Here is a 25,947-nt window from a genome sequence, read left to right as displayed (position 1 = left end):
GGAGGCGGCCCGTCGGCGCCGCGGAGGCGGCCCGTCGGCGCCGCGGAGGCGGCCCGTCGGCGCCGCGGAGGCGGCCCGTCGGCGCCGCGGAGGCGGCCCGTCGGCGCCGCGGAGGCGGTTCGGGGACGGCCCGCACCGACCGGGAACCGGCTCGGAGGAGCCCGAGGGCGCCCCGGCCCGGGCGTTGTCGGTGGCGCTTGGTAGAACTCTTCCCGTCAGCCGACCCCTCTCGTCCGTTGTCTGGAGCACCGCCATGACCGTTGGTCACTACCTGCAGGAACTCCACGGCCTGCCCGTGTTCGACTTCCCGGGAGAGGACGCACGGGTCGAGCTGCCCGAGGCGGACCGGGTCGCCTGGCGGATCTCCGCCCCGACGTACTCCGACCCCGGGGACGAGCTGTGGGCGTCCCGGTTCCAGCGGTTCCTGAAGACGGTCGACCCTCGGCGGGTGCGCGCGCTCGTCGTCGGCGGCTGGGACGAGGCGTACGAGACCTCGTCGGCCGACATCGTCACCGCGCTGATCGCCGCCAACGACCGGCTGACAAGCCTGGCGGCGGTGTTCATCGGGGACATGACCTTCGAGGACTGCGAGATCTCGTGGATTCCGCAGGCGGTAAATTCAGGATCCTTCGGCCTGCAGGGTTCCTACGTCACAGCAGCCTGACCTGCGCATTCCCTTGCTAGTACGTTGCAAGTTGGTCGGTGGCCGTTACCCGTCGGACAAGATCATCTCCCACTTGTTTCCCACTACTCCCCCACAACGCACCAGGGCCAGGCCACCTGACACCCTCGAAGGCGTTCGCGGCGGCCCAGCCCTGGCACTTGGCCAACGAATGCCTCGTACAGGGATCACGCCCTGAGAGACACTCGTCGGTGCGACCACCCGCCATAGTGGGGCGGGTGACCGTGGGGCCGCCTCCTGTTCACACGCGGGGTACAGGCGAACTGGAGGCGGCCCCGTCGGCACCAGCGAGACCTGAACCCGCAGCGCCGAACTCTTCTCCCTCTTCAGTTACCTCGTAGCACTCAGAGTGCACACCCTGGATATATCAAGCAAGCGGCGCGACTCGTAGCCTGCGGCCCTCAGCAGTGATCATGATCAGAGGGTCGCCATGTCAGCCGACGCGCGCTATCGCCGCATCGCCGCCGACATTCACGCCCGCATCCAGGCCGGCGAGTGGATGCCAGGAGACCCGCTCCCATCCCGGTCCGCCATGGCCACCCAGTACGAGGTCCACGAGCAGACCATGCGGCTCGCCTACGTACTCCTCCGCCAGACTGGAATTCTCGACGGAGAGCAGCGCCGCGGCGTGTACGTGGCGCACCCTCCTGCCATGCGCACTCTCACCGACCCAGACGCCCCGTGGCCCTACGGCACCGAGACCACCGACACGGCAACATGCCGGGCCACGGAAGATCTCGCCGCGCGGCTCGAGGTCCCCGTCGGCGTGAGCCTGCACAGGAAGGTCGTCGAATGCATGGACCCCGGAGGCCGGTCCGCGATGCTCGTCACTACCTGGTGGCGGGGCAGACACAGGCCGCATGCCTCGTTCGTCGCCGAAGTCGGCGCCCGCCCCATCACGGAGATGGAGGCGCGGTCGCTCGGCATGCTGGTCGACGCGGTGGCCTACAGGATCGTGCGAACGAGGGTGGACGGCGCTGGGCGCCCCGTGGAAACCGCTGATCTCGTCCTCCCTATGGACAGGTGGCTGATCCGCCTAAGCGGCATGAAGTAGCACGTCAGCGGGGGCGCCCAGTAGTGCAGGGCCTAACGCACATTACGCAGCATGCCCCATCAGGCATATGCCTGGGAACGGGTGTGCGAGTAAAACTTGCACGCTCTGTTCGCACCCCGTGCGTTTTGGTTACCGTCGGACACGTTCAGGGGTGCGCCCTGGGCCGTGTCAGATCCCACGCCCGTCGAGTGCGTGGTCTGTCAGACCCGCCGCCTACGCTGGACGGCATGCCCGACACGCACAGAGAGCCCCTGAGCCCCGCCGCCCTGAACGACGCCATCCGCACCCTGTGGGTCCGCGCCGGCGAGGAGCACCGCCCCCTGACGGCAGACGAGCAGCGGATCTATCAGGTGCTCGTGGCCGCGTGGACCGAGGCGGTACAGGACGAGCAGGAGCTCGCAGCTTAGGATCCGCCTCGTGGCGATCGAACTCTCTGACGAACTGATCAAGCTGGAATCCGCTGCCTGGGCGGAGATGCAGGCGGGCGCGCTGACCGTGGACACCGCTATCGCCGTGCAGGCCGCCGTGACGGAGCACGCCGCAGCGACCGGGCAGTCCCGGTACGAGGTGGAGATGGCGCTGAAGAAGCAGGTACGGAACCCCGAGCCGCCAGCCGAGTAGGCCTACGGTTGCCACGCGTCCTGGTAGTCGGAGTGGTCGGCGTAGGGGAGAGCGAGCGCGCGAAGGATCGGGCACTCGTTGGTGTCGGGCGTGAGCGGCTCGTCCATGCGGTCCAGACCGCACCCCACGCATCGACGGTCATCCTCAGGCGCTTCGCCCTCGCGCAGGCCGAGAGAGGCCATCTTGGGGGATACGACCGCAGGGGTGTTGTGCACGGCGAGGATGCGTCGTTTGGCGTCGACCTCGGCCAGCACCCGCGCGGGATCGTGACGGGCGATGTGCAGCGCGTCCCCAGTGCTCTCGAAAACGGACGCCTCACCACCCCACCGCGCGCCGCCGACGACTGTCGCTCCATCGGCCGTGGAGACGGCTTCGGCGTACTGCTCGTTGTCCACCGTCCACGGCCCTTCGGTGGCTGCGCGGGCGGTCTGCTCGTCGTTGTCGAGGCGGGCGCGGAGGAACGCGATCAAGTCGTCCATGAGCTCTCCAGAATGCGTCCCGCCCCGGTGCATCACGCCGGGGCGGGTCCGAGTGCCACGTCAGCCAGAAGACGCGGATGGTGACCCCACTGTACGAGCCGCTGCTGACAGCAGGGGCAAAGCTGATGCTGGCCTGGGCGGAGTGGTGGGCGGGCGAGCGCATCGGTACGAGGTGGGGTAAGAGGCTATTTCTGCCATTCGTCTGCTGCGGTCCGACCAACGTCGACGATGCCCAACAGCTGATCCCTCTGGTCCTCGGTGATGACCCCGTGCTTGCACGCGCCGTTCAGGGCAAGCTCCACCGTCTCCAATGCCACGTGCAGTGAAGCCGCGGTCTTGGGGTCAGTCAGGGACTGCCCGTGCTTCAGGTATAGGGCCTGCCAGGTCTCGACCAGGTAGCGAAGCTCGGCCGAGTCGTTGCCTGCCTTGAAGAGAGGGATCACGTTGTCGCTGTTGTCCATGGCGCAGTCTCGCCGACGAGGTGCCGAATCCACCAGATGCCCGCCACTGTCAGGCACGACAAAACGCCCCCTCCCGCTTCGGCGGGAGGGGGCTGCGTCAGTTCTCGGGTGGGGGTTCCGGTTCAGGCTGCAGCTCAAGGACGCCCATGGCGGCCAGGATTCCCCCGTCGGCTGCCGTCACGTCGACGACCGGCTGCACCGGATGGTCGGGGGAGGGCTCACTCACGGATCACGCTCCGGTCCGGTTGTACTCCTTGACGAGGTCGTGCGGCTCGGGCGGGTTGCCAGCCGGTTCACGGGCCCACCGATACAGCTCGTCGACCGTCCATGAGAACGCACGGACCAGCGACTCCAGGCGGAACACCCGGCCGCGCAGGGATCCGTTCTCCTCGTCGACCCGCTTCACGGTCGCCTGCAGCACTGCGAGATCCGCGGCCTGCTGCACCGGCGCTGCGTTCGCGCGGGCCGCAGCCTCCGTAGCCGCGGCCGTGGCCCGCGCAGCCTTCACCGTTGCTCGGGCCACGAAGAACCCGCCGCCGCCCAGGATGCTGCCCGCTGCGCCCACGACAGCAGACCACTCTCCGACGTTCATACGGCCTCGTCTCTCCGGCCGCGCGGTACAGGGGGGACCGAGAACTCGGGCACCGTCGCGGCCCACATGATGACCCCGATGTGGGAGGTCAGGTACCAGACCGCGACCCACAGGCCGCGGGAGTAGTCGCCGACGAGGACGGCCGCCAGGTAGGCGGACGCCCACACCGTGGGGGGAAGCAGTGCCGCGTAGAACCCCCAGCGGTCACGGCCGATGCGGGCGAACGCGCACCCTGCGGTGACAGCACCGCACACGATCCATAGCAACGCCCAGTGCTGCAGCCCACAGAAACGGGTGAGCAGCGACAGGCCGACAGCTTCCGGCGGGTCGACGAGGAACGAGGTGCCCCAGCAGATCTTGCCGACACCGAGGATCAGGAGGATCACGCCGCGGCGGCCCAGGTGCTTACGGGCCCGCCGCAGCGCCGCACATCGCATCTACACCCCAGCCGGGCTGGCCGCCTTGACGGGGCTGGTCTGCTCGAGGCGGGTAGTGGCGACAGGCGCTGTGACCTGGGTGCGTTCCCACAGGGCGAGGAACGCGGCGACCGCGGCCATGACCATGCCCTGCTTCTCTGCGGACCAGTCGAGACCGAAGCCGACGAACAGCGCGGTGCCAGCCTGAGCCAGCTGCATGATGGCGGCGCCGAGAGCACCGTTGTGAGCGACGATCGCGATCCACACGCCGACTACAGCGGCGAGGACAGTGTTGATGAGCGTCTGCTGCGTTGCGGAGACGTCGAGGCCGAAGGCAGTGAGCAGCTTGAGCGCGGCAGTGAGGAAGCCGAGGATCAGCGCCGGCTCTCGTCCGAAGATTCTCATGGGGGGCCTTTCAGGAGGGGGTAGTCAGGGCCTCAGTCGGCGAGGCGGGCGGCGAGCTTGTCGGCGACGCGCTCGGCGATCTGCTCCGCGAGGGCAGGGTGGGCGGCGACCTGGTCGGCGATGGCGGCCAGCTGCTCGGGGGTGAGGGCAGGCTGCTTGAGGGCATCGACCTTGGCGCCGAGTGTCGCGACGGACTTCACTGCCGTCGCGGCCTGGGTCGAGGCGACGTTCAGGAGGCCCCAGGCATCCGTTTCGCCCGTGCCCTTGTACTGCCAGCCCATGTAGGGCTTGAGGATCGCGTGGACCTCAGCGAGCTGCTTGGCCTGTGTGGCGTCCATGTCGGGAGCCTCCTCAGTAGTGAACGCGGGCCAGCTGCCCGGGTCCTGGTGGTCGTTCTCGGGGACGTGGGCGTGGGCGTACCAGCCGGCCTGCGTCTCCCAGATCTCCTCGTCGCGCCGGGACCGGAAGTCGGTGGGGCGCCCCATGGGCCAGCGGTCGGGGACACCCCATGAGCGGATCCAGGCGTTGAGTTGCGGCCAGCCCTTGCAGGGCGTGTCGATGAGGCGGGCGTACACCTTGCCGCCGACACGACAGAAGGGGAAGAAGAGCCCCTCGACCTGGATGACGACATCCCCAGCACGGTTTGTGCGGGTGCCGCCGGGGCCGTCGGCGAGGGATTTGGACCGGCTGTTGGCGGGGAGGAACTGGGTCACTCGCCCGGTGAACGGATCCCACAGCACGGTCGGTGCTGAGGGCTTGCCAGCCGGGTTGCGGCCGAACCAGTCGACGAGCCGCTCATAGGGGATGAGGTCCGCAGGCTTGGCTGCGGTCGCGTTGACATCCCAGGTGATGTGGCCAATGGCCTTAGGTGGTCCGCCATCGGTCGGCGCGTGGTCGCCGACATCGAGCCGGGTTGCGCCCGGCATCCACAAGTCAGGCACGAAGCCTCCAGGCGTGACGAAGGCCCCGGCCGGCGGCGCGGGGCGAGTGGGTGGGGCAGATCAGGTCTCTGTCTCGGTGTACGCCTCGGTCCCCCACACGCCGATACAGGTGGCGCTGCACGTGCCAGCGCCGGCGGTGCGTTGGGCCTCGAGGCGAATAGTGATCTGGTCGCCGTACTGGACGACCCCCAAGTCGGCGGCTGTCGCGCGGTACTGGATGTAGCTGTCGCCGCCGCTGACGGTCACTACCGGGCCGAGGGTGGCGATGGCGCCGCCCCCACCGACCGAGCCGGTGAATCGGAGCTGCGCAGTGCTGGCCACCGGCGCCGACAGCATGGCCTGCAAGTACAGGACCCGGTGCTGCGCCAGCCACAGCCCTGTGTGTGTCGTCGTCCAGGCGCCGGCAGTGAAGCTGACCGCGGCATGCATGGGTACGGGGATCCACGGCCGACCGAGCCAGTCATCGGCGTGAGCATCGTCGGAGAGGATGCGCTGGCCGCTGCGGGTGAGGATGGCTGTGGTGTCGTCCTCTCCGGAGCCCTGTGCGGAGAGTGCGAGGCCGATGGTTCCGTCGTCTCGCCGCATGGCTACCTGGTAGCGGCCGCTCATCGAGTCCTGGCTGGTGGTGATCAGGCCTGTGCCGCCGGGTGTTTTGACGGTCAGCTGGCCGCTGCCGAAAGTGGTGCTCTCTGCCCGCCGGCTGGCCATCAGCTCGCGCATCTGGCGTTCGAGTGCTGCGATTCGGCGCATGAGGGCGTCGGGGCCCGGGGGCAGCATGTCGGCGGGAGTCGGCATCAGATCCCCTCTTCTTCGACGAGGATGGGGCTGATCCGGTCCCCGCTGGGGTCCAAGTCCCATGACCAGGCCCGGCCGACCTTGACGGCGCCTGTGGGGTGCCGGGCCGACTCGGCGATCGCGATGGTGATGTCGTCGCCGAGAGACCAGTCGGTGCCAAGTCGGGGGGACCGGGAGGCGGTTGCGTCGAGGGTCCACACGCTGGCGCCGGCGCCCATGAGGGAGAGGGCGCGCGTCGCGTGTGCGGTGAGTTCGTCGGGGTCGGTGATGCCGCTGGCGGGCGTCCAGCGGTACTCGGTTCGCGGCCAGCCAGCCGCCTCCAGGACGGTGGCGACCTGGGGGGCGCTGGTGAGGCGCGACTCGCCCTCGCCGTCGCCGCGGGCAGTGACGACCGTGGCGCCCTTGCCCGTTTCGTAGGACTCGGCCTGGCGGTACGCGGCGATGCAGCCGGGGAAGTCGAAGACCGCTTCGGGGTCGCCGCTCTGGCTGCCGATCTGGGACCGGACGCGGACGGACAGGTCGATGGCGGTGTGGGCGGCGTCGGCCCAGATGGGGTCGATGGTCCATTCGGGGCCACCGTCTGCCCCCATGACCTGCTGCATGGCGGACAGGACGGTGCGGTCATCGGCGTCCAGGGAGATCCAGTCCATGGTGACGCCGGTGGCGACAGTGTCCATTACGAACGGCGGGCCCTGGCTGAGCGGGGCCGCCATCAGGTTGGTGATGACGGTGGCCTGATCCTGGCCGATGAGGGTGAGGTCGCCGACGTAGCGCCGGTCGAGGTATCCCTCGAAGGAGATGGCTTGCAGGTCGACGGTCTGTGAACTGCCGCCGTCCCTGGTGAGGATCAGGCCCGCCCACAGCGGGGTGTCGGTCACCGGGTCGACGGCGAGGAGCAGGGCCCGGCCCTGCTGGGTGGCCGCTTCCCAGTCCGTGGGCGCGCTGGGCAGGAACAGGGCGAACGACGATGTGGTGGCCGCGCCGAGCCGCCGGCCGATGGTCGGCGTGGTGAGGCCTGGTAGCTCTTCGACGATGCCGCCCGTGGTGGCGTCGCAGGCGTACCAGACCAGTTCGTAGGGTCGGGGGTCATGGGGGCTGCCGTGCATGCTGTCCCAGCCGATGGTCATGAAGTGTTGGCGGTGAGGCGGGTCAGGCCCATGTTGGCGATGATGCCGGTGACCGTGCTGCCCGTGCTCTGGTTGAGGAACAGTTCGACGTACTGGTTGGCGGCGGTGGCGATCACGCGGCCGCCGATGATGGCGGCGGCGTTGCCTCCGGAGCCCCGGGCGATGTTCACGCGGGCATCGGGGGCGGCCACTCCGTTGACGCGGATTTCGCCGCGACCATCGGACGAGCCGAGCGTGCCTGGCCAGACCACGACCCCGTCCATGAGGTAGGTACCCGGGAGCGGCATCACGAGCCTGGTCGGGTTACCACCGGCCCACATGGCCGTCCGGTTCGAGGAACGGAGCCCCGTCCAGGTGACGGCGAAGTAGTTCGAGGCGTGCGAGGACAAAGAGACCGCGGTGTTGTAGACGCTGCCGGTCGGCTGCTCCGTTGTCGTCCACGCCGAGCCGTCCCACCGGTCCTGTACCAGGTTGGTCGTGTTGTCCCGGTACTGCCCGGTGTACGTGCCGGTGGCGTATCCGGACGGGGCGATGCCGCGGGTCGCGGACGACCAGGGGCGCCATGCGCTGCCGTCCCAGCGTTCCAGGGCGCCCGTTGAGGAGTTGTCGCGGTACTGGCCGACGTAGTAGCCGGACGCGAGTGCGGTGTCGGGCAGGATCCCGCCCGGTGCCACGGTGACGGGGCGGACTGCGGTCGACACCGATGGCGAGCCGCCGCCTGACGCCGGGACGGAGATCGTCGCCAGCGGGATGTAGATCTGTGTGCCGGCCGGAGTGGGCGCGACCGGGCTGGCGGCCGCGGTGCCCGCGAGGTAGACGGCCTCGGCCTTGCGGAGGCCGGACGCGTCCACGTCCGTGTCCCACACTCGCAGGTAGACCAAGTCGATCCGCGCGAGGGTCGCGTGGGCGGCGGCCACGGTACCGGGGCTCGTCGAGGCGGGCATGGCTACCCGGTAGACGCCCTGCCCAGACCAGTACAGGGTAGCCACGCCGGCGGAGACGTTGATGGTGGAGCCGGCCAGGCTGGTAGTGAGGCCGGTGTCGCCGGGACGGACGCCAGGCCGGGAGCCCATGGCGGTGCCGTCGGACATGACGATCGGCGAGTCGGACTGGCGGAACTCCAGGCCGGTGTAGGTGAGGGAGTCCTCCCACAGCGGGTCAGCCATCGGCCCTCCTCGGGGTCAGAGCCATGCAGACCGCCACTCTGCGGTGATCATGGCTGAGGCGTTGTAGACCGTGGATTGGAACTGGACAACCGCTGTGCCACCCGCAGGGATGAGGGGCCAGCCGAGCGGCAGGGACAGGTACCGGCGGCGCGAGGCTGTGCCGTCGAGGACGACCGTCCGCGCGTTGCAGTCGATGACGAGCTCCTCGCCGGCCAGGAGGTTCTGCGAGTAGCTGAGGGTCTGGACGGTGCCGTCGGGCTGCTGCACCAGAATCCGTGGCGCCGTGACCGGTCCCGCGATCGTGAACACCGGCGGGCAGTCGATCGTCCCGGCGTTCGCCGCATTGATCGTGCCCGTCACTGACGATGCCGACAGGGTGATCGGCGGCGTCAGGGGCGGCGAGGGGCCTCCGGTGGTGACGGGCAAGCCCGTCGTCAGGGACTGCAGGGCGGTGGCATACCGGCGCGGGTCGGCCGCCGTGACCAGCAGAGAGAACTCCGCGACCCGGTCGCTGAGCGGCCTGATCAGCGGCTTGCCGGACCGGCGGACCGTGGCCTGCTTGGGGATCGTCTCGTACACGGTAAGCACGGTCGCCGTCAGGGCCGCAGCCGCCCGGAGCTGCTCCATCGCCCCGTCGAGGGCGACGAGGTCCGGCGCCACCACCTTCCCCGCGAGAGTGATGGGGCGTTCGCTCAGGTACACCGGGGCAGCCCAGGCACCGTGGTCGTACTCGCGGACCTGATACTCGGCCCGCACCTCGCTGCCGTCCCAGCCCTCCATCTCCTGCAGGTGCCAAGCCACCCCGGCAGCGTCCACCCTTCCCAGGGAGACGCTGCCGAGGTCGACGCGGCGTCCGTCGAGATCCGTGTCCGGGGTGTAGCCCACAGCCCACCTGCCTTTCTCAGCCGACGAAAGCCAGGTGGCGGGCGATGTCCGCGGCCTGCGCGGCAGAGGACTGCTTTGCCCCGTGCAGGTGGACCTCGTAGTGCTTGGTGATGTTCTGGACGACCGGCGCTGCACCGCCGCTGCCCGCCCACTGGGATGCGGGGCGGGCGTTGTAACCCATGAGCCGTGCCGTCGACATGAGGAGCGCCCGGGAGCGCTGGGAGCCGTTCAGGGGGATCCATGCCTCGCGGTCGCCTGCCTCGGCGGCCAGGACGGTCGCTGGTGCGGTGAGAATCCCTCCCCTCGCCATCGCCGTCACACCGCCCTGACCTGCCAACTGGTCCAGGAAATGCTTGCGGTTCGCCTCGGGCAGGCCTTTGATCTGGCCCATGATGCGGGGCGCCAGATCCTTGATGGATCCGACGTCGAGGCCGGCCGCGATGAGTTCGGCGAACCCTCGGTTCGGCCCGCCCCGCAGGACGGACAGCAGCGTGAGCGCCGCGGTCAGGTCTTCGCCGGACAGAGTCGAGCCGGCCGCCTTCGCCGCATTGTTCGCCGCCACGACTCCAGCGGCGCCGCCGGTGACAGCCTGCCGCGCCAGGGCCGCGGCATCCTCTCCACCCAGACCTGCGAGGGCCTGGGCGAGGTCCCCGTATCCGCGGGCCGCGAGGGTCTGCAAGTCGGCGGAGAACTGGGCGTTGACCTTGTTCGCCCCATCGACCTGCTTGGTGAAGTCAGCGAGAGACGCCGATGCGACACCACTCGTCGCTTTCAGCTTCGCGACAATGTCGCGGAACTGCTTGTCACTGGCCTTGGCCAGCTGGTCGACGAGCCCGTACCCGTCCTCGCCCATCTGCTCCAGGATGTCGCGGACCTGACTGCCGCCGCGGGCCTGGATACGGTCCAGGTTGCGGCGCCAGGCAGACGTCTGCCTCAGCGAGTCGCCCAGCAGCTTGCCGTAGCTCGCCAGGTTGAAGCCCTTCGGGGTCTGGGCCCCCTTCGCCAGGCCAAGCGCCTTGTCCAGGTTGAAGACCTGGCCCCGGGCCGAGGTGACCGCCGCAGCGGCCTTCACCGACGCGGCACGGGCGTCCCGGAGCTTCTTCTCCGCCACAGCCAGCTGGGTTGCGGTGTGCTTGTGCGAGCGGACCCGCTGCAGATTCGCCTCGGCGTCCTTGAGTGCCCGCGTCTTGTCCTTGCTGGTCGCCAGGGCCTTGTTGAGCGTCGCCCATGCCGCTGCCAGCTTCTTCACCAGGTCGTCATACTGACTCTTGGCGTCGCCGGGCGTCCGGAGCATCGGAGCCTGCGTCGGCGTGTACGACACCGAGCCGCCGGAGGCGAACCTGCCGGCGTTGAGTCCGTCGAACATCGCGAGCCCGTACTTGCGCACAGACGCGGCCTTGATGACGTACTCGCCAGTCGACAGCCAGGTAGGGACGCTGTCCGACGTTGCGGTGCCCGGTCCGTACACTGCCCCGCCCCAGGGCATCCACTGCACATCACCGCCTGCGGCGTACCCGCGGATGAGTCCGCCGTCGGCCTCACGGTTAGATCGGCCACCTGAAGGCGGGTAAGGACTGCCGGTCGTGCGGTAGTGGGTGGTGACGTCGATCGTCTTGCCTGTGAGAGCGTCGATCCGCCTCTGCAGAGCATCGACAGATGAGATTGCCGGCCCGGTCGGCGCGGTGATCTTGACGTAGCCGTCCGGGAGCTTGTCGACCTTGTAGCCAAGGGCCTGCAGCTCCGCGATCGCAGGACCCGTCGGAGCCTTGATCGGGATCGTCTTGCCCGGCGGCAGCCCAGTCAGGCGGGTGTGCAGCGCCTGCAGCTCAGCCGTGGCGCTCACAGCGCCCGGTGCGGCCACCTTGGTAGAGGCGTTGGTCGGCAGCTTGGCGTAGGCGCCGATGAGGCCGTCTATCGCCTCTGTCGAAAAATTGGCCTGCACCATCTGGCTTCGCAGGAGCCCAATGTCCTTGTCGAGAACGGCGTTTCCGGCCTCGATGGAGCCCTTCTGCTGAGCTACCGCCTCGGCGTGACTCATGGCTGCTTGCGCGGCGTCAAGGAACGCGGACTTGACGGCACGGCCGGCCTCGGTGGTGATGTCGAGGCTGTGGCCGTTCTCCGTGACCGCCTCGGTGAGGTCGGTCAGTGCCGCACGGAAGGAGATCTCCTTCTCTGCCGCCGTGATCGCGACGCCGTTGAGAGTCTTCAGGGCATCGGCAAGCTTCTCGGCCTCGGTACGGGTGTCCGCCATCTGATCGGCGGTCATGGCAGTCGCGTCGGCGAGATCCTTCTGCGAGCCCGCAGACAGCTTGTTCTGGGTGTCCAGTGCGGTCAGAGCCTCGGAGTACTGCGGCAGCAGTGTCCGGAGCTTGGCGGTGCTAGTGCCTTGCTTCTCGGCTTCGGCCGCCATCTGCGAGAAGGCCGCCGCTGCCTCTTTCGCAGCACCGCCCTGCACAAGACCGGCGAGCGCTTCGTCGAGCGCCCGGACCTTGTCGCGAGCGGCGATCAGGTCACCGAAGCCATCCGGGCCGAAGGGGTCCAGCTCGGAGAAGAAGTCGGTCACGCGGTCGAGAACATCGGGGTGCGCGATACGCGACACCGCCTCCCCGAAGCCATCGAGGTTGTTCCCGAACGCCTTCGTCAGCTCACCTGCGGCCTTGCCCTTCTGCGCCAGGTCGACCAATGAATTCGACAAGCGGGCTGCATTCGGCGGGGCTTCGCGCAGCCCTTCCGTGAGCTTGTTGACGCCGTAGCTGACCGCGGCGATGCCCATGACGACGAGGCTCAGGCGGCCCAGTGCGAGCATCGCCGTCCGCACGCGGGCCGCCGTGACGCCGAGTGCGACCAGCTCGGTCCGGACGGCCATGATGCGCGGCAGCATCAGCAGAAGGCTCGACCCGATCAAACCGAGAACGCCGACAAGGCCGGCAAGGACGGTCACGGACTTCTGGGCGCTCGGGGACAGCTGCGAGTACCAGCCGACTACCGCGTTCAGCGCCTGCGCCATGTCCCGGAGGATCGCGTTGGCGCCCGATCCGGACTGAATGAGGGCCGTCTCGAGGCTGCCCTTGAGACGCTCCAGGTCGCCGGCCAGGTTGTCGGTCATGGTCGCTGCGACGCGGGTCGCGTACCCGGTGTCATTGACCGCGCCGACCCACTGGTCGACGCCCTTGGAACCCGCCTCATACAAGATCGTCGCAGCTCGGACGGCGTCCGAACCGAAGATCGTCGCCATCGCGGCGTTCCGGGCCTCGGGCGTCAGCTTCGAGAAGGATCGGGCCATGTTGCCCGCGAGCGCCGTCAGGCCGATGAACTCGCCCTGGGCGCCGTAAGCCTTGAAGCCGATCTGCTCCATCATCGCAGCGGCTTCCTTGCTCTGCGGGACGAGCCGCTGCAGCATCACCTTCAGCGAAGTACCTGCATCCGAGCCGGTCAGAGCATTCTGCGCGAAGAGCGACAGCGTTCCCACCGTCTGCTCCAGCGTCAGCCCGGTCTGCGACGACAGAAGCGCCGCCTGCCGGAACGCCATCCCCATGTGATGCACGTTCGTGGCGCTCTTGCCCGCGCCGGCCGAGATGACGTCGGCGATGTGGCCGACGTCCTGGCCACGCAGCTTGAAGGCGTTCATGGCCTGCGCGGAGATGATTGCGGACTCGCCGAGCTCCAGCTGCCCGGACGCCGCCAGGTCGAGGGCACCGCGAAGCGCCCCGCCGATGATGTCGGCGGTGGAGATGCCCGCGCGGGCCAGTTCGGCCTCGGCGTTCGCGGCCTGCGAAGCCGTGTAGACCGTGGACTGACCAGCCTGCAAGGCTGCGTCCGACAGCTTCTTCATCTCGTCGGCCGACCCGTTCGTGACGGCCCGGACCTCCGACATCGCCTTGTCGAAACGGGCCGCCGCGACCGCCGCCAGAGCGAAGACGGCCGCCAGGCCCAGGGAGGCGTTGCGCGCGGCCTTCAAGCTCTTCTCGGACGTATTGGCAACGTTCACCATGCTGGTGCCCACGGTGTGTGCGGCAAAGCGGGCGCCGCCACTCAGCGCCATCCATGCAGACGCCCACCGGGACGAGGTCGTTGCCGCCGCCGCAGTCGAGGCCGCACCGGCGCCCTGAACTGCGGCGGCAGCCTGCACCGATGCAGACGTCGCCCGGTTCATGGCCAGGGCGCTCGCGGCACCCAGACCGGCCATCTGCGCAGCCGTCGTTCCAGCACTCGCGTTCAGGGCCGCAGCGGACTGGACAGCCCCTGCCTGCGTCAGTGCCGACATCCGGGCCAAGGCCGCAGAGGTCGAGTTGATCGCCTGGGTGGAGGCTGCCGCCGCGGACGTCATGCTGGTACGCATAGCCGAGCCAGCGTTGATCGCGCTGGCCCCCACCCGGTTCAGAGCGGCCGCACCCTCTGTACCGAGGCCGACGGCCTGGGCCCGGGTCGAGGCGAAGCTTGAGTTGAGGGCCGCTGCGGCACGGGCCCCCTGCAGTTGGGCCATGCGACTCATCTGCTGGAACGCAGCCGACGACGAGTTCGCGGCCTCCCGCGATGCCGCAGTAGCCGACCGGCTCATCTGGTTCATGGCCCCAGTGCTGCGGGCCGCCAGCTGGTTCATCTGCGCGCCTGTGCTGGCCACGGACCGGTTCACCGCAGACGACGCCCGGCCTGCCTGGGTAGCCGCCATACCGGCCATGCGCTGGAAGGCACGCTCGCTGCTGTTGGCCGCAGTCTGCGACGACGTGGCGATCTGCCGGGACGCCGCCTGCGTCTGCGTGGCGGCCGTCCGCATCGCGGAAACATAAGGGGCCACGTTGCCCGTCAGAACCACACGCACAGTACGGTCAGCCACGGCTTACCCCCTCTTCATGACAGAGACGTGCAGGCCGCGGGCGTTCCCGCCCGACTCCTGGTAGGCGTGCAACGCTTTCGCCCCGGTAGAGCAGGCGTGACAGCGGATCAACTCGGCTTCGTAGTGGAACTCGTTGTCCTGGTGCGATGCCTCGGCCCACGGCTGACCGCACTCGGGGCATGAGTCGCGCTCGACCTGGGCCAGCGCCAGAGCCCAGGTCCGGTCCTCGTCGAGCCACAGCGGCTCGCCTGGGGCGACGACGCGGCCCATGAAGACGGAACGCGGCACGCCCCAGGCTCGGGCCGTCTCTACCTCTCTGCGGTGAGGGCTTCCAGGATCCCGGAGGCGCTCAGCGAGAAAGGGATGCCGGGTGCCTCGTTGTTCACGTCGAAGGCGCACTGGAACAGCTGGGTCCGCTGACCCTCGTTGAGAACCTCGAACAGCTCACCGACCTGCTCGGGCAGCATCTCCGGCTCCACGGCGCAGGCCGCGATCAGGGCCTTCGGGAACGTCTCCGGGTCCCAGGCATGGCCCTTCTCCTTGGCGGGATGCTCGGCAAGAAGGTCAGACCAACGCTTGTCGCCGAGCGCCTGGAAGCGGAACTCGGTGTAGCTCTTGCGGACCTTGTCGCGGGCCGCAGCGACCTTCTTCGTCAGCGCGACACGGGGATCCGTGGCGGCCAGGCTGTCCGGCGACCAGGCGTCGCCGGCGTCGTTGAGCTGCCGCTCCAGCTCCTCCAGCTCCGCGACCAGGTCGCCGGCGAGGCACAGGTGCACGGACTTCTGACGGCGGCGCGCCTTCTTAAGGATTTCGGAGATGTCGGGCATCAGGCCACCGTCGCCGCGGTCGCCGGGGCCGACGTCACCTTCATCGGCGAGACGAACTTCATGACCTCGTTCGCCGCCGGGGACACGTTCTGCGGCTCGCCGCAGGTGATCGGGTAGACCTCAGCCTTCTGGCCGGCTGCCCAGGCGGTGGCGTAGGCGACGCCGCGGCGGACCGCGAGGTAGCCGGAGACGCCGTACTTCAGGGTCGTGTACGGCAGGTCCTCGGGTCCGGTGTCTCCGCGCTTGAAGGTCACCTCGACGTCGAAGCCGACGCGGCCGACGGTCTTGGTGTCGAAGGTGCTGGCGAGCGAGGAGGTGTCGACGTCGGCGGTGCTCGGGTCGAGCTTCAGCCCGTCCGGGGTGATGCGCTGCGTGTAGTCCGAGCCGGCGTTCAGCTCGGTCGTGGTCGGGGCGTTGATGTTGGAGATGGACGGGACCCAGTAGACCCGGGTCTTGCCATCGTTGATCAGGTCAGCCATGGGGCGGCCCTCCTCGGGGCATGAAAAAAGCCCCAGAAGGGGCCGGGCGAGAGGTGGTGGGGCGAGGTCAGATGACGAGGTTCGCGACGGTCACGTTCGTGGTGGACGAGTAGGTGACGGCACACGTCCCGTCCGAGACGCCGGCGAAGAGGTCGCTGGTGATCGGGCCGATGAGCTTGTCTCCGGTGGTCGCGGGCACGGTGACCACCACGTCGGCGGCGAGCTGGCCGCGGACCCTGGCCGTCGAGGTCAGGGTGACCGTCATGGACGAGCCGGCCGTGTTCTTGACGTGCAGGAAGGAACGTTCACCGCACGTCACCGTGGTGGATGCGACGGCGGCCGAGTACGAGGGGGTGAGGCCGCTCAGCGCGACGGCCTGCTGGGCGAGCAGAGGCATGACGATCTCCTAGGACGTGGACTGCAGGATGTACTGGACAGGCAGGAAGAACACGGGCGGGGAGACGTCGTCATCGCGCTGCACTGGAGGCCCGCCCAGCTCCTCCGGCCGCCAGGCTGTCCGGCCCGCCACCGTCAGCGGCACGTGCAGGGCCATGCGGGCCCGCTGGGCAGCCCAGCGGGCCTTCTCCGCCGTCGGCGCCACGCACGTCAGCTGGAAGCCGAGCCGGAAGTCCGTGCGGGCATCCGCCAGGGACTCGCGCACCGACTGGCCCGGGTCGGCATACAGCACCACGTAAACGCCGTTCGCGGGGATCGATGCAGCGGGTGGGGCGACGCCGTCCCCGACGACCAGGCCCCCTGCCGTGAGTGCTGCTATCACGGCGTCGAGATGCGGCTTGATGTCTGGGGCGGCCACTAGGCGGGCCCCAGACGCTCAACCAGCGCAGCTACATGGGCCTCGAAAGCTGGCGCTTCGGTGATCAGAGCCCGCCCGCCGTCGTTGTGCGGCGGATTCTTCGATGAGCCGAACTCGAGCAGGTTACCGAGAGGGCCCTGCGCCTTGCCCTTGTCCGGGCCGACCTCGGCGGTCGCGCCGCCCGGAATGGGCGTCACGTCGTAGCCGACGCTGTACGGGTAGCGGCGCGCATGCCGGCCCGACGAGGCGATCGCATTGGCCCTCCAGGCGTTCTTCACGTTGAACGCGCCGCGGGTAACGACTGCCACCATCTGCGGCTCGGCCTCGGCGAGGTTCTCCTGCAGCACCGCCGCAAGCTGCACAAGTTCACGGACGTTCATCTCGCTCATGACCTGTCCTCCGCAGAGATCCGCCACGCCGTGGCCGTGGAACTGAACTCGACACCACTCACCCACAGTCGCAGACCGACCATGCGGCCGTCCGGGGACGCGGTCACATCGACGAGGTCGCCGATCGCCGGCCGCTCGCTCGCCACAGCATCCCAGGGCAGGGACACCGTGTACTCGCGGAGCGTGACGTTGACCTCGCCCGCCTCGACCTCTTCGCCGCGCGAGCGGGCCACGGGTTTCACGCGCGCAGGGCCCGAGTAGAGCGTCAGCGGAGTAGCGGAGCCGTCCGTGCCCGTGTCCCAGTCGAAAGCCGAGCTCCCCGGCCGATACAGCGTGATTGTTTCCCGCCGCAACTCTGCGGCAGCGGCCCGACCGGCGGCGAGAGCAGCTTCGAGCTCGCTCACCGCAGGCCCACCGTTCCGATGCGGCGCCGGTAGCTCGCCAGCATCTCCTTGTGCGCATCCGAGAGCGTCCCCGACCCCAGCGTCTCCGTGGCGTACACGTCGCGCTGGCGCCAGTCGTCGATCTGACGCTCGGACTCGCGCAGCCCCCGCGGGTTGGTCAGAGTCATGGCGGCCAGGTCGAGACAGACAGCGCGGACGTCGTCAGGGACCTGCTCGTAGCCGTGGGTGTACGTCACCTCCACGAGGCCCGGATCCGGGTAGGTGGTCGTCCCCGGGAGGCGCCGCCAGCCGCCCGTCCGCAGAAGCCGGTCGCCAGAAAGCACCCAGTCCTGAAGCACCAGAGTGTTCACCCTGACCTGCGACACGGAGATGACCGGGCGCTGAGTGAGCACAAGCTCGCACTCGTTCAGCACCCGCAAGGTCACGATGTCATCGACGACACGGGTGATGGTCTGCTTCGTCCAACTGCGGATGATCGCTGACGCGGACGCCAGGGCCAGCTCAGCGGAACCAGCGTTGGGTTCGGACTGTGTGGCGGCGGCGAGATCGGCCACCGTGGCAAAGGGAGGGGGAATCACGGTGGCCTCCTCCCGTCAGAGCAGGCCGGCGGCCCGGCGCGCGTCGGCCGCCGCGTCCTTGTCGGTCTCCGGGGTCGGCAGCCCTTCGGTGACGCCGGAGACCGTGTAGTGCTCGTTGGGCGTCGGGTCGGTCTCGACGCCGTAGAAACCCTGAGCCTGCGCCTGGTCGGTGGCGTGCTGCACTGCGGCGGCCACCTCGTCGCCCGCGGGCACCGGCTGGTTCTGCGGCTCCCCGGCCGGCTTGCTGTCATCCTTGCGTCCTGCTGCAGCCATGATGGCCTCCTAGTTCCGCGAGACGGTGATGCGGACGAGTCCGCCCGGGTCGGTGATGCCAGTGCCGATGTGGATCGAACGCCAGAGCAGCGTGTCGCCGGCGGCAAGCACCAGGTTCGCCGCCGTGCCCGAAAGGGTGATCGCCTTCTCGTTGTTCGCGGAAGCGGTGACGCTGCCCGAGTCAAACGCGAGGCTCGCCACCGTAGTACTGCCGCTGCCGGCCTGGCCCTTGTTGACGAGAGAGAAAGTCCGATGGTTCGTGGCAGCGCCGGTGATCGCCGCCTCGGGAACGTACTCAACCGCCGTGACGGTGCAGTCGAACGGCGCCTGCGTGACGATTGTGTCGTCGTCGTTGCCGGCTGTACTGACGGACGGTACGTCCGCCTCGAGGACCCGCACGTAGGGGGCGGTGTCAGCCATGTCTGTCTCCTTCGTGAGGGCTGGGTTAGGCGCCGACGGTCTTCAGAACGCCGACCGGGTAGCGGGACGCCTCGGTGGGCTGCTCGTTGTTGATTCGGTTCGAGACCTGCCAGCCGACGCGGAAGGTCAGGCGGACCGCAGTCATGTCCTGCTGGGCCAGGTTGTAGATGATTGCGCCGGTGTTGTCCTGGATGACGGCCTGGTCGAGGATCTTCATCGAAATGTCCGAGCGGACACCGATGACGAACTCGTCCCAGTCGCCGCCGAACAGACGCACTCCGTCGACGCCAACGCCGCCCGCGAGAGGGAACAGGCCCTTCATCGCGTACTCGATCGGGTACCCGTCGAGGGTGCGCAGGTCGCCCGAAGCCCGCGCCTCGTCGAGCTTGCGGCCCTGGGTGTCGCGGGCTCGGCGGAGCTTGGACTTCGCCGAGGTGGCGGCGACCCAGCCGTTGACCTCGAAGCCGTCGGCCTCGACCTTCTCGTACACGTTGTCGATGTCGCCGTAGAACCCGCCGTTGGCTGCGGTGGATCCCTCGTTGACGCTGTTCCCGGCCGCGGTGGCCGCGGCGAGGATGTTCGTCGGGAAGGAGCTGGGCGCGTTCGTCCCGAAGAAGATCGTGGAGTCCAGCAGGCGGCCGAAAGCCTCCCGGACCAGCGGCTCGGCCTCGTCCCACAGGTCCGCGTCGGTGTCGGCGAGGACGTTGTCGGGGAACGGGACGATCGTCGCCATCTCCTCGATGTTCAGGAACTTGTTCGCCCAGTTGACCTCGGTGGTCTGCTTCAGGCCGGTGTCGCCGGACACCCAGTAGGCGACCGGGAGGGCCGACAGGACCGGCAGGCGGAGCTGGCCGCGGGCCACCGGGATCCGCTTGAACAGCTTCAGGGCTGCGGAGTCCTCGACAGCCTTGCCGAGCATCTCCTTGGAGACCTCTTCGGGGATGAGGGCTGCGGCGTCGGTCCGCGAGGTGAGGTTGTTGTAGGCCACGGCTTCGTGCCTGCCTTCCTTGGGAATGGCCGGCCGGATCAAGCCGGGCCGGAGATGGTTACTTGGCCGCCTTCTGGCGGATCAGGTCGTTCATGGAGGTGGGCTTGTCGGCCGAGCGGCGGGCTCCGCCGTCGAACGAGGGCGGAGCCGCTTCCTTGGCGAGGTGCGGCTTGCGCTTGAGGAGGTCCGCGAGGTCCTTCTCGATGGCCTTCTCGTCGATGTCGCCGGCGTCGTCGACGTAGTCGCCCAGGTTCAGGAAGGCGGCCGCGTCGGACGGATCGGCGAAGCCCTTGGCGGCCAGGGCCTTCACCTCGGCCCTGACGGCTCGCTGCACCAGAGCGGTCGCCTTGCCTTCGGCTGCTGTGGCCCGTTCGGCGAGCTTCTCCGCCTCGGTCTTCGAGGCGGCCTCCAGCTCGTCGAATCGCTTGGCCTTGTCGGCGTTCGCCTTGGCCCGCTCCTCCTGCTTGCGGGACAGCGACTGCCACTTGTCGCGCTCGGCTTCGAGAGCCGCGAGACGCTCCTCCGCTGTGGGCTCCGGGCCCGTTGCGGGCGCTTCCGAGGCCGGGGCGGCAGGAGTTTCGGAGATGGGTTCGGACATGAAGGACTCCCGTTTCGGGATAGGTGGTCGACCGCGCGTTCCGCGCGGTCAGGTCAGATAGCCGAAGCGGCGCAGCATGGCGAGGGCCTCACTGCGGCTGCCGGCCAAGCGGTAGATCTCTTCCGGCAGCAGGCGCGGGCTCGTAAGCCGGAAGCCGCGGCCGGAGCGCGGCACCAGGCCGCGTTCGATGGCACGCTGCCGCTCCTGGCGGTACCAGGCGCCGCGGCGGGTCGCCGAGTCTCGGGTAGCTCGCACCTTCTGGCCGTAGGCGTCCGCGGTGTACATGCCGCGTCGGGCGTTGACGACGCTACCGATGTCGGCGCCGTCCCGGATGGCCTGCGCGCCAGCGTTGGTGAAGATCCGGTTCTGCTCTGCGGCGGACAGGCCGTTGAAGTAGGTCTTGGCGTCGAAGGCCCCGGGGTGATGCCGGCCGCGGGCGATGAGCCGGGCCGGCATGTGGACGCAGTCGCACTTCGGGTGCCGCTGAAAACCCGCGTTCCAGCCGAACTCTTTACCGGCCAGGATGAGGCACCTGGCACATGCCGGCGGGTTCACCACCCGGATGTAGCCGTTGATCGTCCGGTTCCCCGCGAGCGACGCCCCGGTCGCCGTGCGTCCAGCGTCGGCCACCTGAGTGGACGCCGCCTTGAGGAGCTTCTCCAGGCCGCCGATCATCGCATCGATCTCGGACTGGCCGACCTCCTCCAGAAGCCACTTCGCCTCCAGGACGGACTCGTAGAACAGCGACTTCAGCGGCCGGCCATCCGACGCCGCCCCAGCGAAGGCAAGCGGATCGAGCTTCCCGGCCGGATCCGAGTCCAGTCCGTCCGCCGCGATGACCGCGGCAACATAGGCGTCCGAGTGCGCGGCTGCTTCCTTCTGGCCTGCCGTGACAGTGCCAACAAGCCCCGTGGACACCACGTACTGCCAGGACGCGTCCCAGTCTCGCGGGTCCAGTAGCCGCCACGTCGCCTGGACCTGGTCCGCGGTGCGGCGGACGATCCGCTGCTGCCGCACGTAGTAGGCCAGCGCCACCTCGGCCGGATCGGACGCCACCTACAGCTCCGGCAGATCGGGCTCGGCACCAGGCTTGGGCCCGTACTCCGCTGCCAGGTCACCCGCCATCGCGCGCTCCAGTGCCTGCTCGTTGAGAAGGCGCCAGCGCTCGATCTCCTGTGGGGTGGCGCCCCAGCGTTCCCACAGGACTTCGCGCGGGACGCCGAGCGTGCTCATCTTCACCAGGGCGTCGACGAGTTCACCCTCGGTCCGCCACTCGGGTGACTTCCAGACGATGCGGGCCTGCGACGAGGCGATCCCCGCCAGCCGCATCGTCTCCTCCAGGCCCTCCTCGAGGAACCGTCGCCGCTGGTAGATCTTGTGGATCAGGCCCGCCTCGGCGGCCTTGAGGGCCTCGGCAGACAGGTTCACCATGGAACCGAGCAGGTAGTGCGGCGGCGTCGATGTGATCGCGGCGATGTCGTGGACGTCGGCTTCCTTGCCCTTCAGGTAGCCGCTCAGGTCCGCGGCGGCGAACTGGCCGAACTTGGCGCCGTTCTCCTCGGCGATGAGGATCTTGTTGACCGCGACGTCGAAGGGCTCGATGTCCTGGCCGTTCTCGTCGACCGGGATCTCCATGCCGGTCACCCACTTCTGCGGGAACGCGGCGAACTCCTGGGTCATCATCCGGTCGGCGATCGTCTTGTTGATCCGGTCCTGGATGCCCGTCACCGAACGAAGCTCGCTGGCACCGGGCTTCAGCATCCGCGGTCGGTTGGCGAGTTCCCCGAACGGGACCTCGCCCAGAGCGTTCTTGCCGCCCCACTCCTCGCCGGCCACCTCGCGGCGCCGCCAGACTGGCTTGCCTCCTGTCTTGGGCTCCGGCGCATCGAATTTGTAGATGTTGCCCGGCAGGTAGAGCGTGCAGCAGAGATTCGCCGTCCACTCATCCATCCACAACTTCAGGGCAGCAGCCAGCTCATACGCCGAGCCCGGCATGGCCTCCGTGATCACCTGCGTGGGGTGCTCGGGCGTGATCCGGAAGTCCTTCTGGCGCCCTTCCGGAGGCGACACCATGAGGTACGCGTTGCCCCGGATAGCCGCCTCCAGGAAGCCGAGCTGGCTGCCGCTGTCAAGGTTGTTGTCCTGCCACAACTGCCAAGCCCGCTTGTCCGCCTTGCCCTCGACGTCCGACTGGAAGCCGGCCACCTCCAGGCGGCCGACCAGCGCGTCGACCACGAGCTCCATGTAGTTCGCCCTCGACATGCGCAGCAGCCGCCGGAACGGATCCCGGGCCTTCTCGTGCAGGAACGGCAGCGGATGCTCGCATTCGTAGTAGTCGTCGAAGACGTTCGTCTCCGCCGTCCGCTTACACAGCGCGGCGTACAGGCGGTCGCGCCACCACTCCGGCGACTGCACCTTGGGGGGCTGAGGCATGAGGCCCCCTCTCGGTCAGAAGCCGCGGGCGCGGCGCCTCTTGGTCTTGGCCTGGCCGGCGGCGATAGCGTCGCCGGCTGCTTCGTGGGCGAGGATTGAGCACATCCCGAGGTCGATCTTCTGAGCCTCGGACGCCTTCTTCAGGACGTACCGTCCGGCCGGGCGGGCCCCCTTACGCATGTTCCGCAGATGCTGGGCCGCCCACTGGCAGCCGTCATGCCGGAGAGCCGAGTCCTTCTTCGACACGTCCGTGGCAAGCCGCTCAGCTGCGCCGTGCATCTGCGCAACGCGGTTCGTGTACCAGCGGGTGACGACCTTCTCTCCATGCTTCTCAGCGAGCGTGTCGACCTCGGATTCCCAGTACGGCGGGTCCAGGTACGCACGGACCACGTTGTACGTCGAGAACACCTCGTCGAACGCTGCCATGACCTCCAGGCGCGGCACCTGGCCGCCCCAGTCCTTCGGATTCCACACGGTCGGCAGCCGGTCGGGCCCGTAGACCGGCGTGAACTGGAACCCGTCCAGGGTCTCCAGCCGGATGCCGGTCCAGTCATCGATGTCAGAACCATCGAAACCGAGTGTCACAGCGGCGCCCGCAGGAACCTCGCGCTCCTCGCGAAGCAGATCCCAGCGGTCGCCGTCGATGTAGGCACCCGTACCGGCGACGATACGGTTCAGGTAGAACCGCTCCGCCTGCGCCGGATCCTTCTCGGCGATCTCCACAAGCTCGCCGTCGATGCGGTCGAGATCAACCCAGCCGCCTGCGAGTACGGATGAGTCGCCGTAGGCAGTCTTTAGAGCCCTGTGCCGCTCCCGTTTGTTCGCGAGCGATGCCGGCGCCGGGATCCGGTGATCGCGGTACACGTCCTTCACGGACGCTTCCGCGGTTCGCTGGGCCACCGACTGCTCGGACGGATCCCAGGCGTTCGTGGTCTCCACCGCGCGGCCACCCGTGCCGGAGAGGTTCCGGCGCTGGGTCTCCGCGAGCTTCCAACCGCCGTTCGCCTCCAGCCACGAGTGCGTCTCGTCCTGCACGGCGAAGGTGATGCGCTGGCCGAGGCGGGCCCGTCCCGAGCTCGTCACCGGCTCGATACGGCCGCCGCCCGGGACGTTGATGCGAGTCTCCCCGGTGTCCGGGATCAAGTCGGACAGAGGACCCTCGTCGATCATCGGGACCAAGGCCCGATAGACGTTGTCCGTCTGGTCCTCGGAGGTCGCCGCAATCTGGATCCACGGCGTCTCCCATGGCCGCCCGACCGGCTCCCCGGCCGCGTCCCAGCCAGCGAAACGGACCGGTCCAGCGGCCTCGGCACACACCATGGCGCACGTCAGCGGCCCCTTCCCCCACTTCTGGGGGCGGACCAGCTGCGAGCGACGGTAGGACCAAGCGGAGCGCCAGCCTTCCTCGGAGGCGTCCTCCCGTAGCCGGTAGTGCCAGGCCAGGAAGCGCCACATCTCGTCGGTCAGCAGGTACGGGTCGCCGATCTGGTCGCCGTCAGGAATGACGCAGTGCGCCTCGATCCACTCGCCAACCATCCATCCCAGCGTGGGGAACTCGCCAGCGTGGTCAGGTCCCCGCCACGGCATCGGCGCCGCCCTCTACGAGCTGCCGCCGCACGACTCCGAGGTCGACTGGGTTGTCCATCACCACAATCAACGGAACATCGAGGAGAGCTTTGAGCTTCTCCATCAACGGTGCCAGCCGCTCTTCATCGAAGCCGGCCTGACTGCCGAAGACCAGGATGTCGCCCGGTTCTACGATCACGACCTGCGCCATCAGGAACCTCCAGCCGCGTCTGCATCTACGACCCGCAGCCGTTGCTGCGGCGTGCGCTTTACGGATCGGGCCGCTCGCTCTTGGCGCTGGTCGGCAACCTCGTCGGCCGCCACTTCCCAGCGGAGCCGGAGCATGGACAGAGGCGACAAGCCCAGCCTGTCGGAAAGCTGTCGTGCCTCCTTTGACGCATCCAAGTCCCCGAGCTCCGCCTGCACCTTCCACCGGACGTACTGGGCGACCTCTCGAGTCCACCCCAGCCGCTCCCAGGCGACGGCCTGCGGGGTCGCCCACAGGTCGGTCCACAGTTCGCACTCCAGAGCCGCCTGCGCCTCAAGCTGCTTGTCGAGGATCAACGCGGAAGACTGCGCCGCGTCGAGCTTTCGCTGCACGGCGCTCTTCTCTCGCCCGGTGAGGTCAGGCTCGAGCAGTCGCAGTTCCAGTTCGTCGGCCTGACGCTGCGCCATATCGCGCTTGGCGGCCGTGATGATGTCTTCCCTCAGCGGCCAGCGTGGCGGTTCACCTGTGCGGCCACCTGCCGGCAGTCGGGTCATCGACACGGTGGCGTTGCGCCGGCGTCGTTCCCCGGCCGGCTTGGGAGGGGGTCCCATACCTGCCATCGTGATCATCTCCTCGCGCCGTTGCGGCACGTCAGGGCCAGCCGTTGCAGTCGGCCCGTGGGTCACGCTGTGTCATGCCGGGTAGTGATCATGGGCCTCCCAGACCCGTACTCAGCCCGAGCGCCCTCCCCGGCGGTCCGTCAGCTGGCCGCCGAGGGGGCCCCTCCCCAGGGGGTCGTTCACGGTGTGTGACAGGCAGGCGGCCAGCTGGACACCCGGCGGGAGCCGCCGGCCAGCCGGACGGACGGGGCAGTTAGGCCCCTCGGTGCCGGCCAGGGTCCGTGGTCGCTTGGCTGACCACGGCGGCCTGTCAGTCGTCGCCTCTCGGAGCGGCTGCCGACCCGGTCTCCAGGGTCTCGGCCACGCGCAGCATGCCGGCTCGCTCGATCCATCCGAGGCCCTCGCTGTAGGTCAGGCTGAGCCGGGTGTCGCCGTTGTCCTCGATCACCTTGAGCAGCACGATGGCTGCCGCGACAAGCTCGCCCTCGCGGACGGTGGCCTCGATGCCGAGGCTGTCGATGACGTCGCCGATGGTCCGGGTGGGGGCCTCGGCGTTCTCGTCCCAGCCGCTCACTGGTTCCACCCTCCGGGTTGGTGCCGTGCTGTCTCGCGGCTGTGGCACGGGCCGCACAGCCCACGACCATGCCGCGGGTCGTTGGGGTCGAGGCCCTGCTCGACGAGCTCGCGCCGACTGAGCGGGTGGTGGTCGGCGTGGACCGAGGGAGCCGTGCTGCACAGCACGCACACCGGGTCCCGCGCCAGCACGGCCGGCCTGAACGTCGCCTCATGCCCGCGGTCGTAGCCCCGCTGCCTGGCTGTACCGCGCTTGGTCTCGGCCTGCTGCCTGTGGTCCGGGCAGCGGCCGCCCTGGTCGGTGTAGTCGGGGCAGCCG

General features: G+C 68.9%; 34 protein-coding genes. 4 read left to right on the top strand and 30 right to left on the bottom strand.

What is annotated here, in order from left to right; all coding sequences use genetic code 11:
* Positions 1 to 253: 253 nt before the first annotated feature.
* The 4 genes from AC067A_RS30400 (at position 254) to AC067A_RS30385 (ending at position 2,357) form a co-directional block, all read left to right on the top strand.
* Positions 254 to 664 carry a hypothetical protein gene (locus AC067A_RS30400; RefSeq protein ID WP_479245870.1) on the top strand — a complete coding sequence of 137 codons (411 nt, stop codon included), beginning with the start codon at positions 254 to 256 and terminating at the stop codon, positions 662 to 664.
* Positions 665 to 1,112: 448 nt separating this feature from the next.
* Entirely contained in the window at positions 1,113 to 1,736 is a 624-nt protein-coding gene (locus AC067A_RS30395; RefSeq protein WP_479245869.1) for a GntR family transcriptional regulator, read from the top strand.
* A gap of 227 nt (positions 1,737 to 1,963) precedes the next feature.
* Complete coding sequence (locus AC067A_RS30390; RefSeq protein WP_479245867.1) at positions 1,964 to 2,143, top strand: hypothetical protein; 180 nt, start codon at positions 1,964 to 1,966, stop codon at positions 2,141 to 2,143.
* A 10-nt stretch (positions 2,144 to 2,153) separates the two neighbouring features.
* On the top strand, positions 2,154 to 2,357 hold the full coding sequence (locus AC067A_RS30385; protein ID WP_479245866.1) for a hypothetical protein: 204 nt from the start codon (positions 2,154 to 2,156) through the stop codon (positions 2,355 to 2,357).
* Positions 2,358 to 2,359: 2 nt separating this feature from the next.
* On the opposite strand, the gene AC067A_RS30380 is transcribed toward AC067A_RS30385, so the two are convergent.
* From AC067A_RS30380 to AC067A_RS30235, 30 genes are all read right to left on the bottom strand, one after another.
* Positions 2,360 to 2,836 carry a DUF6221 family protein gene (locus tag AC067A_RS30380; protein ID WP_479245863.1) on the bottom strand — a complete coding sequence of 159 codons (477 nt, stop codon included), beginning with the start codon at positions 2,834 to 2,836 and terminating at the stop codon, positions 2,360 to 2,362.
* A gap of 185 nt (positions 2,837 to 3,021) precedes the next feature.
* Positions 3,022 to 3,297, bottom strand: a complete 276-nt coding sequence (locus AC067A_RS30375; protein ID WP_479245861.1) for a hypothetical protein — start codon at positions 3,295 to 3,297, stop codon at positions 3,022 to 3,024.
* Between the two features lie 97 nt (positions 3,298 to 3,394).
* Positions 3,395 to 3,523: a hypothetical protein gene (locus tag AC067A_RS30370; RefSeq protein ID WP_479245859.1), complete on the bottom strand. Its 129-nt coding sequence runs from the start codon at positions 3,521 to 3,523 to the stop codon at positions 3,395 to 3,397.
* Positions 3,524 to 3,526: 3 nt separating this feature from the next.
* Positions 3,527 to 3,889, bottom strand: a complete 363-nt coding sequence (locus tag AC067A_RS30365; protein WP_479245858.1) for a hypothetical protein — start codon at positions 3,887 to 3,889, stop codon at positions 3,527 to 3,529.
* The gene (locus AC067A_RS30360) at positions 3,886 to 4,326 is read right to left on the bottom strand and encodes a hypothetical protein (RefSeq protein WP_479245856.1); all 441 of its coding nucleotides are present in this window, start codon (positions 4,324 to 4,326) and stop codon (positions 3,886 to 3,888) included. Before AC067A_RS30360 ends, AC067A_RS30365 begins: the two co-directional genes overlap by 4 nt.
* The gene (locus AC067A_RS30355) at positions 4,327 to 4,710 is read right to left on the bottom strand and encodes a hypothetical protein (RefSeq protein WP_479245854.1); all 384 of its coding nucleotides are present in this window, start codon (positions 4,708 to 4,710) and stop codon (positions 4,327 to 4,329) included. It lies immediately after the preceding gene.
* Positions 4,711 to 4,742: 32 nt separating this feature from the next.
* A complete protein-coding gene (locus AC067A_RS30350) occupies positions 4,743 to 5,423 on the bottom strand; it encodes a hypothetical protein (protein ID WP_479245852.1) in 681 nt (226 codons plus the stop codon).
* Between the two features lie 288 nt (positions 5,424 to 5,711).
* On the bottom strand, positions 5,712 to 6,446 hold the full coding sequence (locus AC067A_RS30345; RefSeq protein ID WP_479245850.1) for a hypothetical protein: 735 nt from the start codon (positions 6,444 to 6,446) through the stop codon (positions 5,712 to 5,714).
* The gene (locus AC067A_RS30340) at positions 6,446 to 7,573 is read right to left on the bottom strand and encodes a hypothetical protein (RefSeq protein ID WP_479245848.1); all 1,128 of its coding nucleotides are present in this window, start codon (positions 7,571 to 7,573) and stop codon (positions 6,446 to 6,448) included. Before AC067A_RS30340 ends, AC067A_RS30345 begins: the two co-directional genes overlap by 1 nt.
* Positions 7,570 to 8,739: a hypothetical protein gene (locus AC067A_RS30335; protein ID WP_479245846.1), complete on the bottom strand. Its 1,170-nt coding sequence runs from the start codon at positions 8,737 to 8,739 to the stop codon at positions 7,570 to 7,572. Before AC067A_RS30335 ends, AC067A_RS30340 begins: the two co-directional genes overlap by 4 nt.
* 15 nt (positions 8,740 to 8,754) lie before the next feature.
* Entirely contained in the window at positions 8,755 to 9,540 is a 786-nt protein-coding gene (locus tag AC067A_RS30330; RefSeq protein ID WP_479245845.1) for a phage distal tail protein, read from the bottom strand.
* 100 nt (positions 9,541 to 9,640) lie between these two features.
* Positions 9,641 to 14,458, bottom strand: a complete 4,818-nt coding sequence (locus AC067A_RS30325; protein ID WP_479245843.1) for a phage tail tape measure protein — start codon at positions 14,456 to 14,458, stop codon at positions 9,641 to 9,643.
* 3 nt (positions 14,459 to 14,461) lie between these two features.
* Positions 14,462 to 14,746 (bottom strand): hypothetical protein, encoded by a 285-nt coding sequence (locus AC067A_RS30320; RefSeq protein ID WP_479245841.1) that lies wholly within the window; start codon positions 14,744 to 14,746, stop codon positions 14,462 to 14,464.
* 20 nt (positions 14,747 to 14,766) lie between these two features.
* Positions 14,767 to 15,285, bottom strand: coding sequence for a hypothetical protein (locus AC067A_RS30315; protein WP_479245839.1), 519 nt, complete (start codon positions 15,283 to 15,285; stop codon positions 14,767 to 14,769).
* On the bottom strand, positions 15,285 to 15,764 hold the full coding sequence (locus AC067A_RS30310; RefSeq protein WP_479245837.1) for a phage tail tube protein: 480 nt from the start codon (positions 15,762 to 15,764) through the stop codon (positions 15,285 to 15,287). The genes AC067A_RS30315 and AC067A_RS30310 overlap by 1 nt, the downstream gene beginning before the upstream one ends.
* Positions 15,765 to 15,831: 67 nt before the next feature.
* Positions 15,832 to 16,161, bottom strand: coding sequence for a hypothetical protein (locus AC067A_RS30305; protein ID WP_479245835.1), 330 nt, complete (start codon positions 16,159 to 16,161; stop codon positions 15,832 to 15,834).
* 9 nt (positions 16,162 to 16,170) lie between these two features.
* Positions 16,171 to 16,542 carry a hypothetical protein gene (locus tag AC067A_RS30300; RefSeq protein WP_479245833.1) on the bottom strand — a complete coding sequence of 124 codons (372 nt, stop codon included), beginning with the start codon at positions 16,540 to 16,542 and terminating at the stop codon, positions 16,171 to 16,173.
* Positions 16,543 to 16,577: 35 nt separating this feature from the next.
* Positions 16,578 to 16,967, bottom strand: coding sequence for a hypothetical protein (locus AC067A_RS30295; RefSeq protein WP_479245832.1), 390 nt, complete (start codon positions 16,965 to 16,967; stop codon positions 16,578 to 16,580).
* Positions 16,964 to 17,371, bottom strand: a complete 408-nt coding sequence (locus AC067A_RS30290) for a DUF6093 family protein (RefSeq protein ID WP_479245830.1) — start codon at positions 17,369 to 17,371, stop codon at positions 16,964 to 16,966. The genes AC067A_RS30295 and AC067A_RS30290 overlap by 4 nt, the downstream gene beginning before the upstream one ends.
* Positions 17,368 to 17,949, bottom strand: coding sequence for a hypothetical protein (locus AC067A_RS30285; protein WP_479245828.1), 582 nt, complete (start codon positions 17,947 to 17,949; stop codon positions 17,368 to 17,370). Before AC067A_RS30285 ends, AC067A_RS30290 begins: the two co-directional genes overlap by 4 nt.
* A gap of 15 nt (positions 17,950 to 17,964) precedes the next feature.
* Positions 17,965 to 18,222 (bottom strand): hypothetical protein, encoded by a 258-nt coding sequence (locus AC067A_RS30280; protein WP_479245826.1) that lies wholly within the window; start codon positions 18,220 to 18,222, stop codon positions 17,965 to 17,967.
* A gap of 9 nt (positions 18,223 to 18,231) precedes the next feature.
* Complete coding sequence (locus AC067A_RS30275; protein ID WP_479245825.1) at positions 18,232 to 18,642, bottom strand: hypothetical protein; 411 nt, start codon at positions 18,640 to 18,642, stop codon at positions 18,232 to 18,234.
* Between the two features lie 25 nt (positions 18,643 to 18,667).
* Positions 18,668 to 19,630: a phage major capsid protein gene (locus AC067A_RS30270; protein ID WP_479245823.1), complete on the bottom strand. Its 963-nt coding sequence runs from the start codon at positions 19,628 to 19,630 to the stop codon at positions 18,668 to 18,670.
* A 58-nt stretch (positions 19,631 to 19,688) separates the two neighbouring features.
* The gene (locus tag AC067A_RS30265; protein ID WP_479245821.1) at positions 19,689 to 20,228 is read right to left on the bottom strand and encodes a hypothetical protein; all 540 of its coding nucleotides are present in this window, start codon (positions 20,226 to 20,228) and stop codon (positions 19,689 to 19,691) included.
* A gap of 48 nt (positions 20,229 to 20,276) precedes the next feature.
* Positions 20,277 to 21,284 carry a VG15 protein gene (locus AC067A_RS30260; RefSeq protein WP_479245819.1) on the bottom strand — a complete coding sequence of 336 codons (1,008 nt, stop codon included), beginning with the start codon at positions 21,282 to 21,284 and terminating at the stop codon, positions 20,277 to 20,279.
* Positions 21,285 to 22,661 carry a phage portal protein gene (locus AC067A_RS30255; protein WP_479245817.1) on the bottom strand — a complete coding sequence of 459 codons (1,377 nt, stop codon included), beginning with the start codon at positions 22,659 to 22,661 and terminating at the stop codon, positions 21,285 to 21,287. It lies immediately after the preceding gene.
* 15 nt (positions 22,662 to 22,676) lie between these two features.
* Positions 22,677 to 24,197 (bottom strand): hypothetical protein, encoded by a 1,521-nt coding sequence (locus AC067A_RS30250; protein ID WP_479245816.1) that lies wholly within the window; start codon positions 24,195 to 24,197, stop codon positions 22,677 to 22,679.
* A 31-nt stretch (positions 24,198 to 24,228) separates the two neighbouring features.
* Positions 24,229 to 24,438, bottom strand: a complete 210-nt coding sequence (locus tag AC067A_RS30245) for a hypothetical protein (RefSeq protein WP_479245814.1) — start codon at positions 24,436 to 24,438, stop codon at positions 24,229 to 24,231.
* Complete coding sequence (locus AC067A_RS30240; RefSeq protein ID WP_479245812.1) at positions 24,438 to 25,064, bottom strand: hypothetical protein; 627 nt, start codon at positions 25,062 to 25,064, stop codon at positions 24,438 to 24,440. The genes AC067A_RS30245 and AC067A_RS30240 overlap by 1 nt, the downstream gene beginning before the upstream one ends.
* Positions 25,065 to 25,365: 301 nt before the next feature.
* Positions 25,366 to 25,629, bottom strand: a complete 264-nt coding sequence (locus AC067A_RS30235) for a hypothetical protein (protein ID WP_479245810.1) — start codon at positions 25,627 to 25,629, stop codon at positions 25,366 to 25,368.
* Positions 25,630 to 25,947 lie beyond the last annotated feature (318 nt).

The organism is Streptomyces sp. NPDC043176, assembly GCF_056436715.1.
This window is presented reverse-complemented; position numbering and strand designations above follow the sequence as displayed.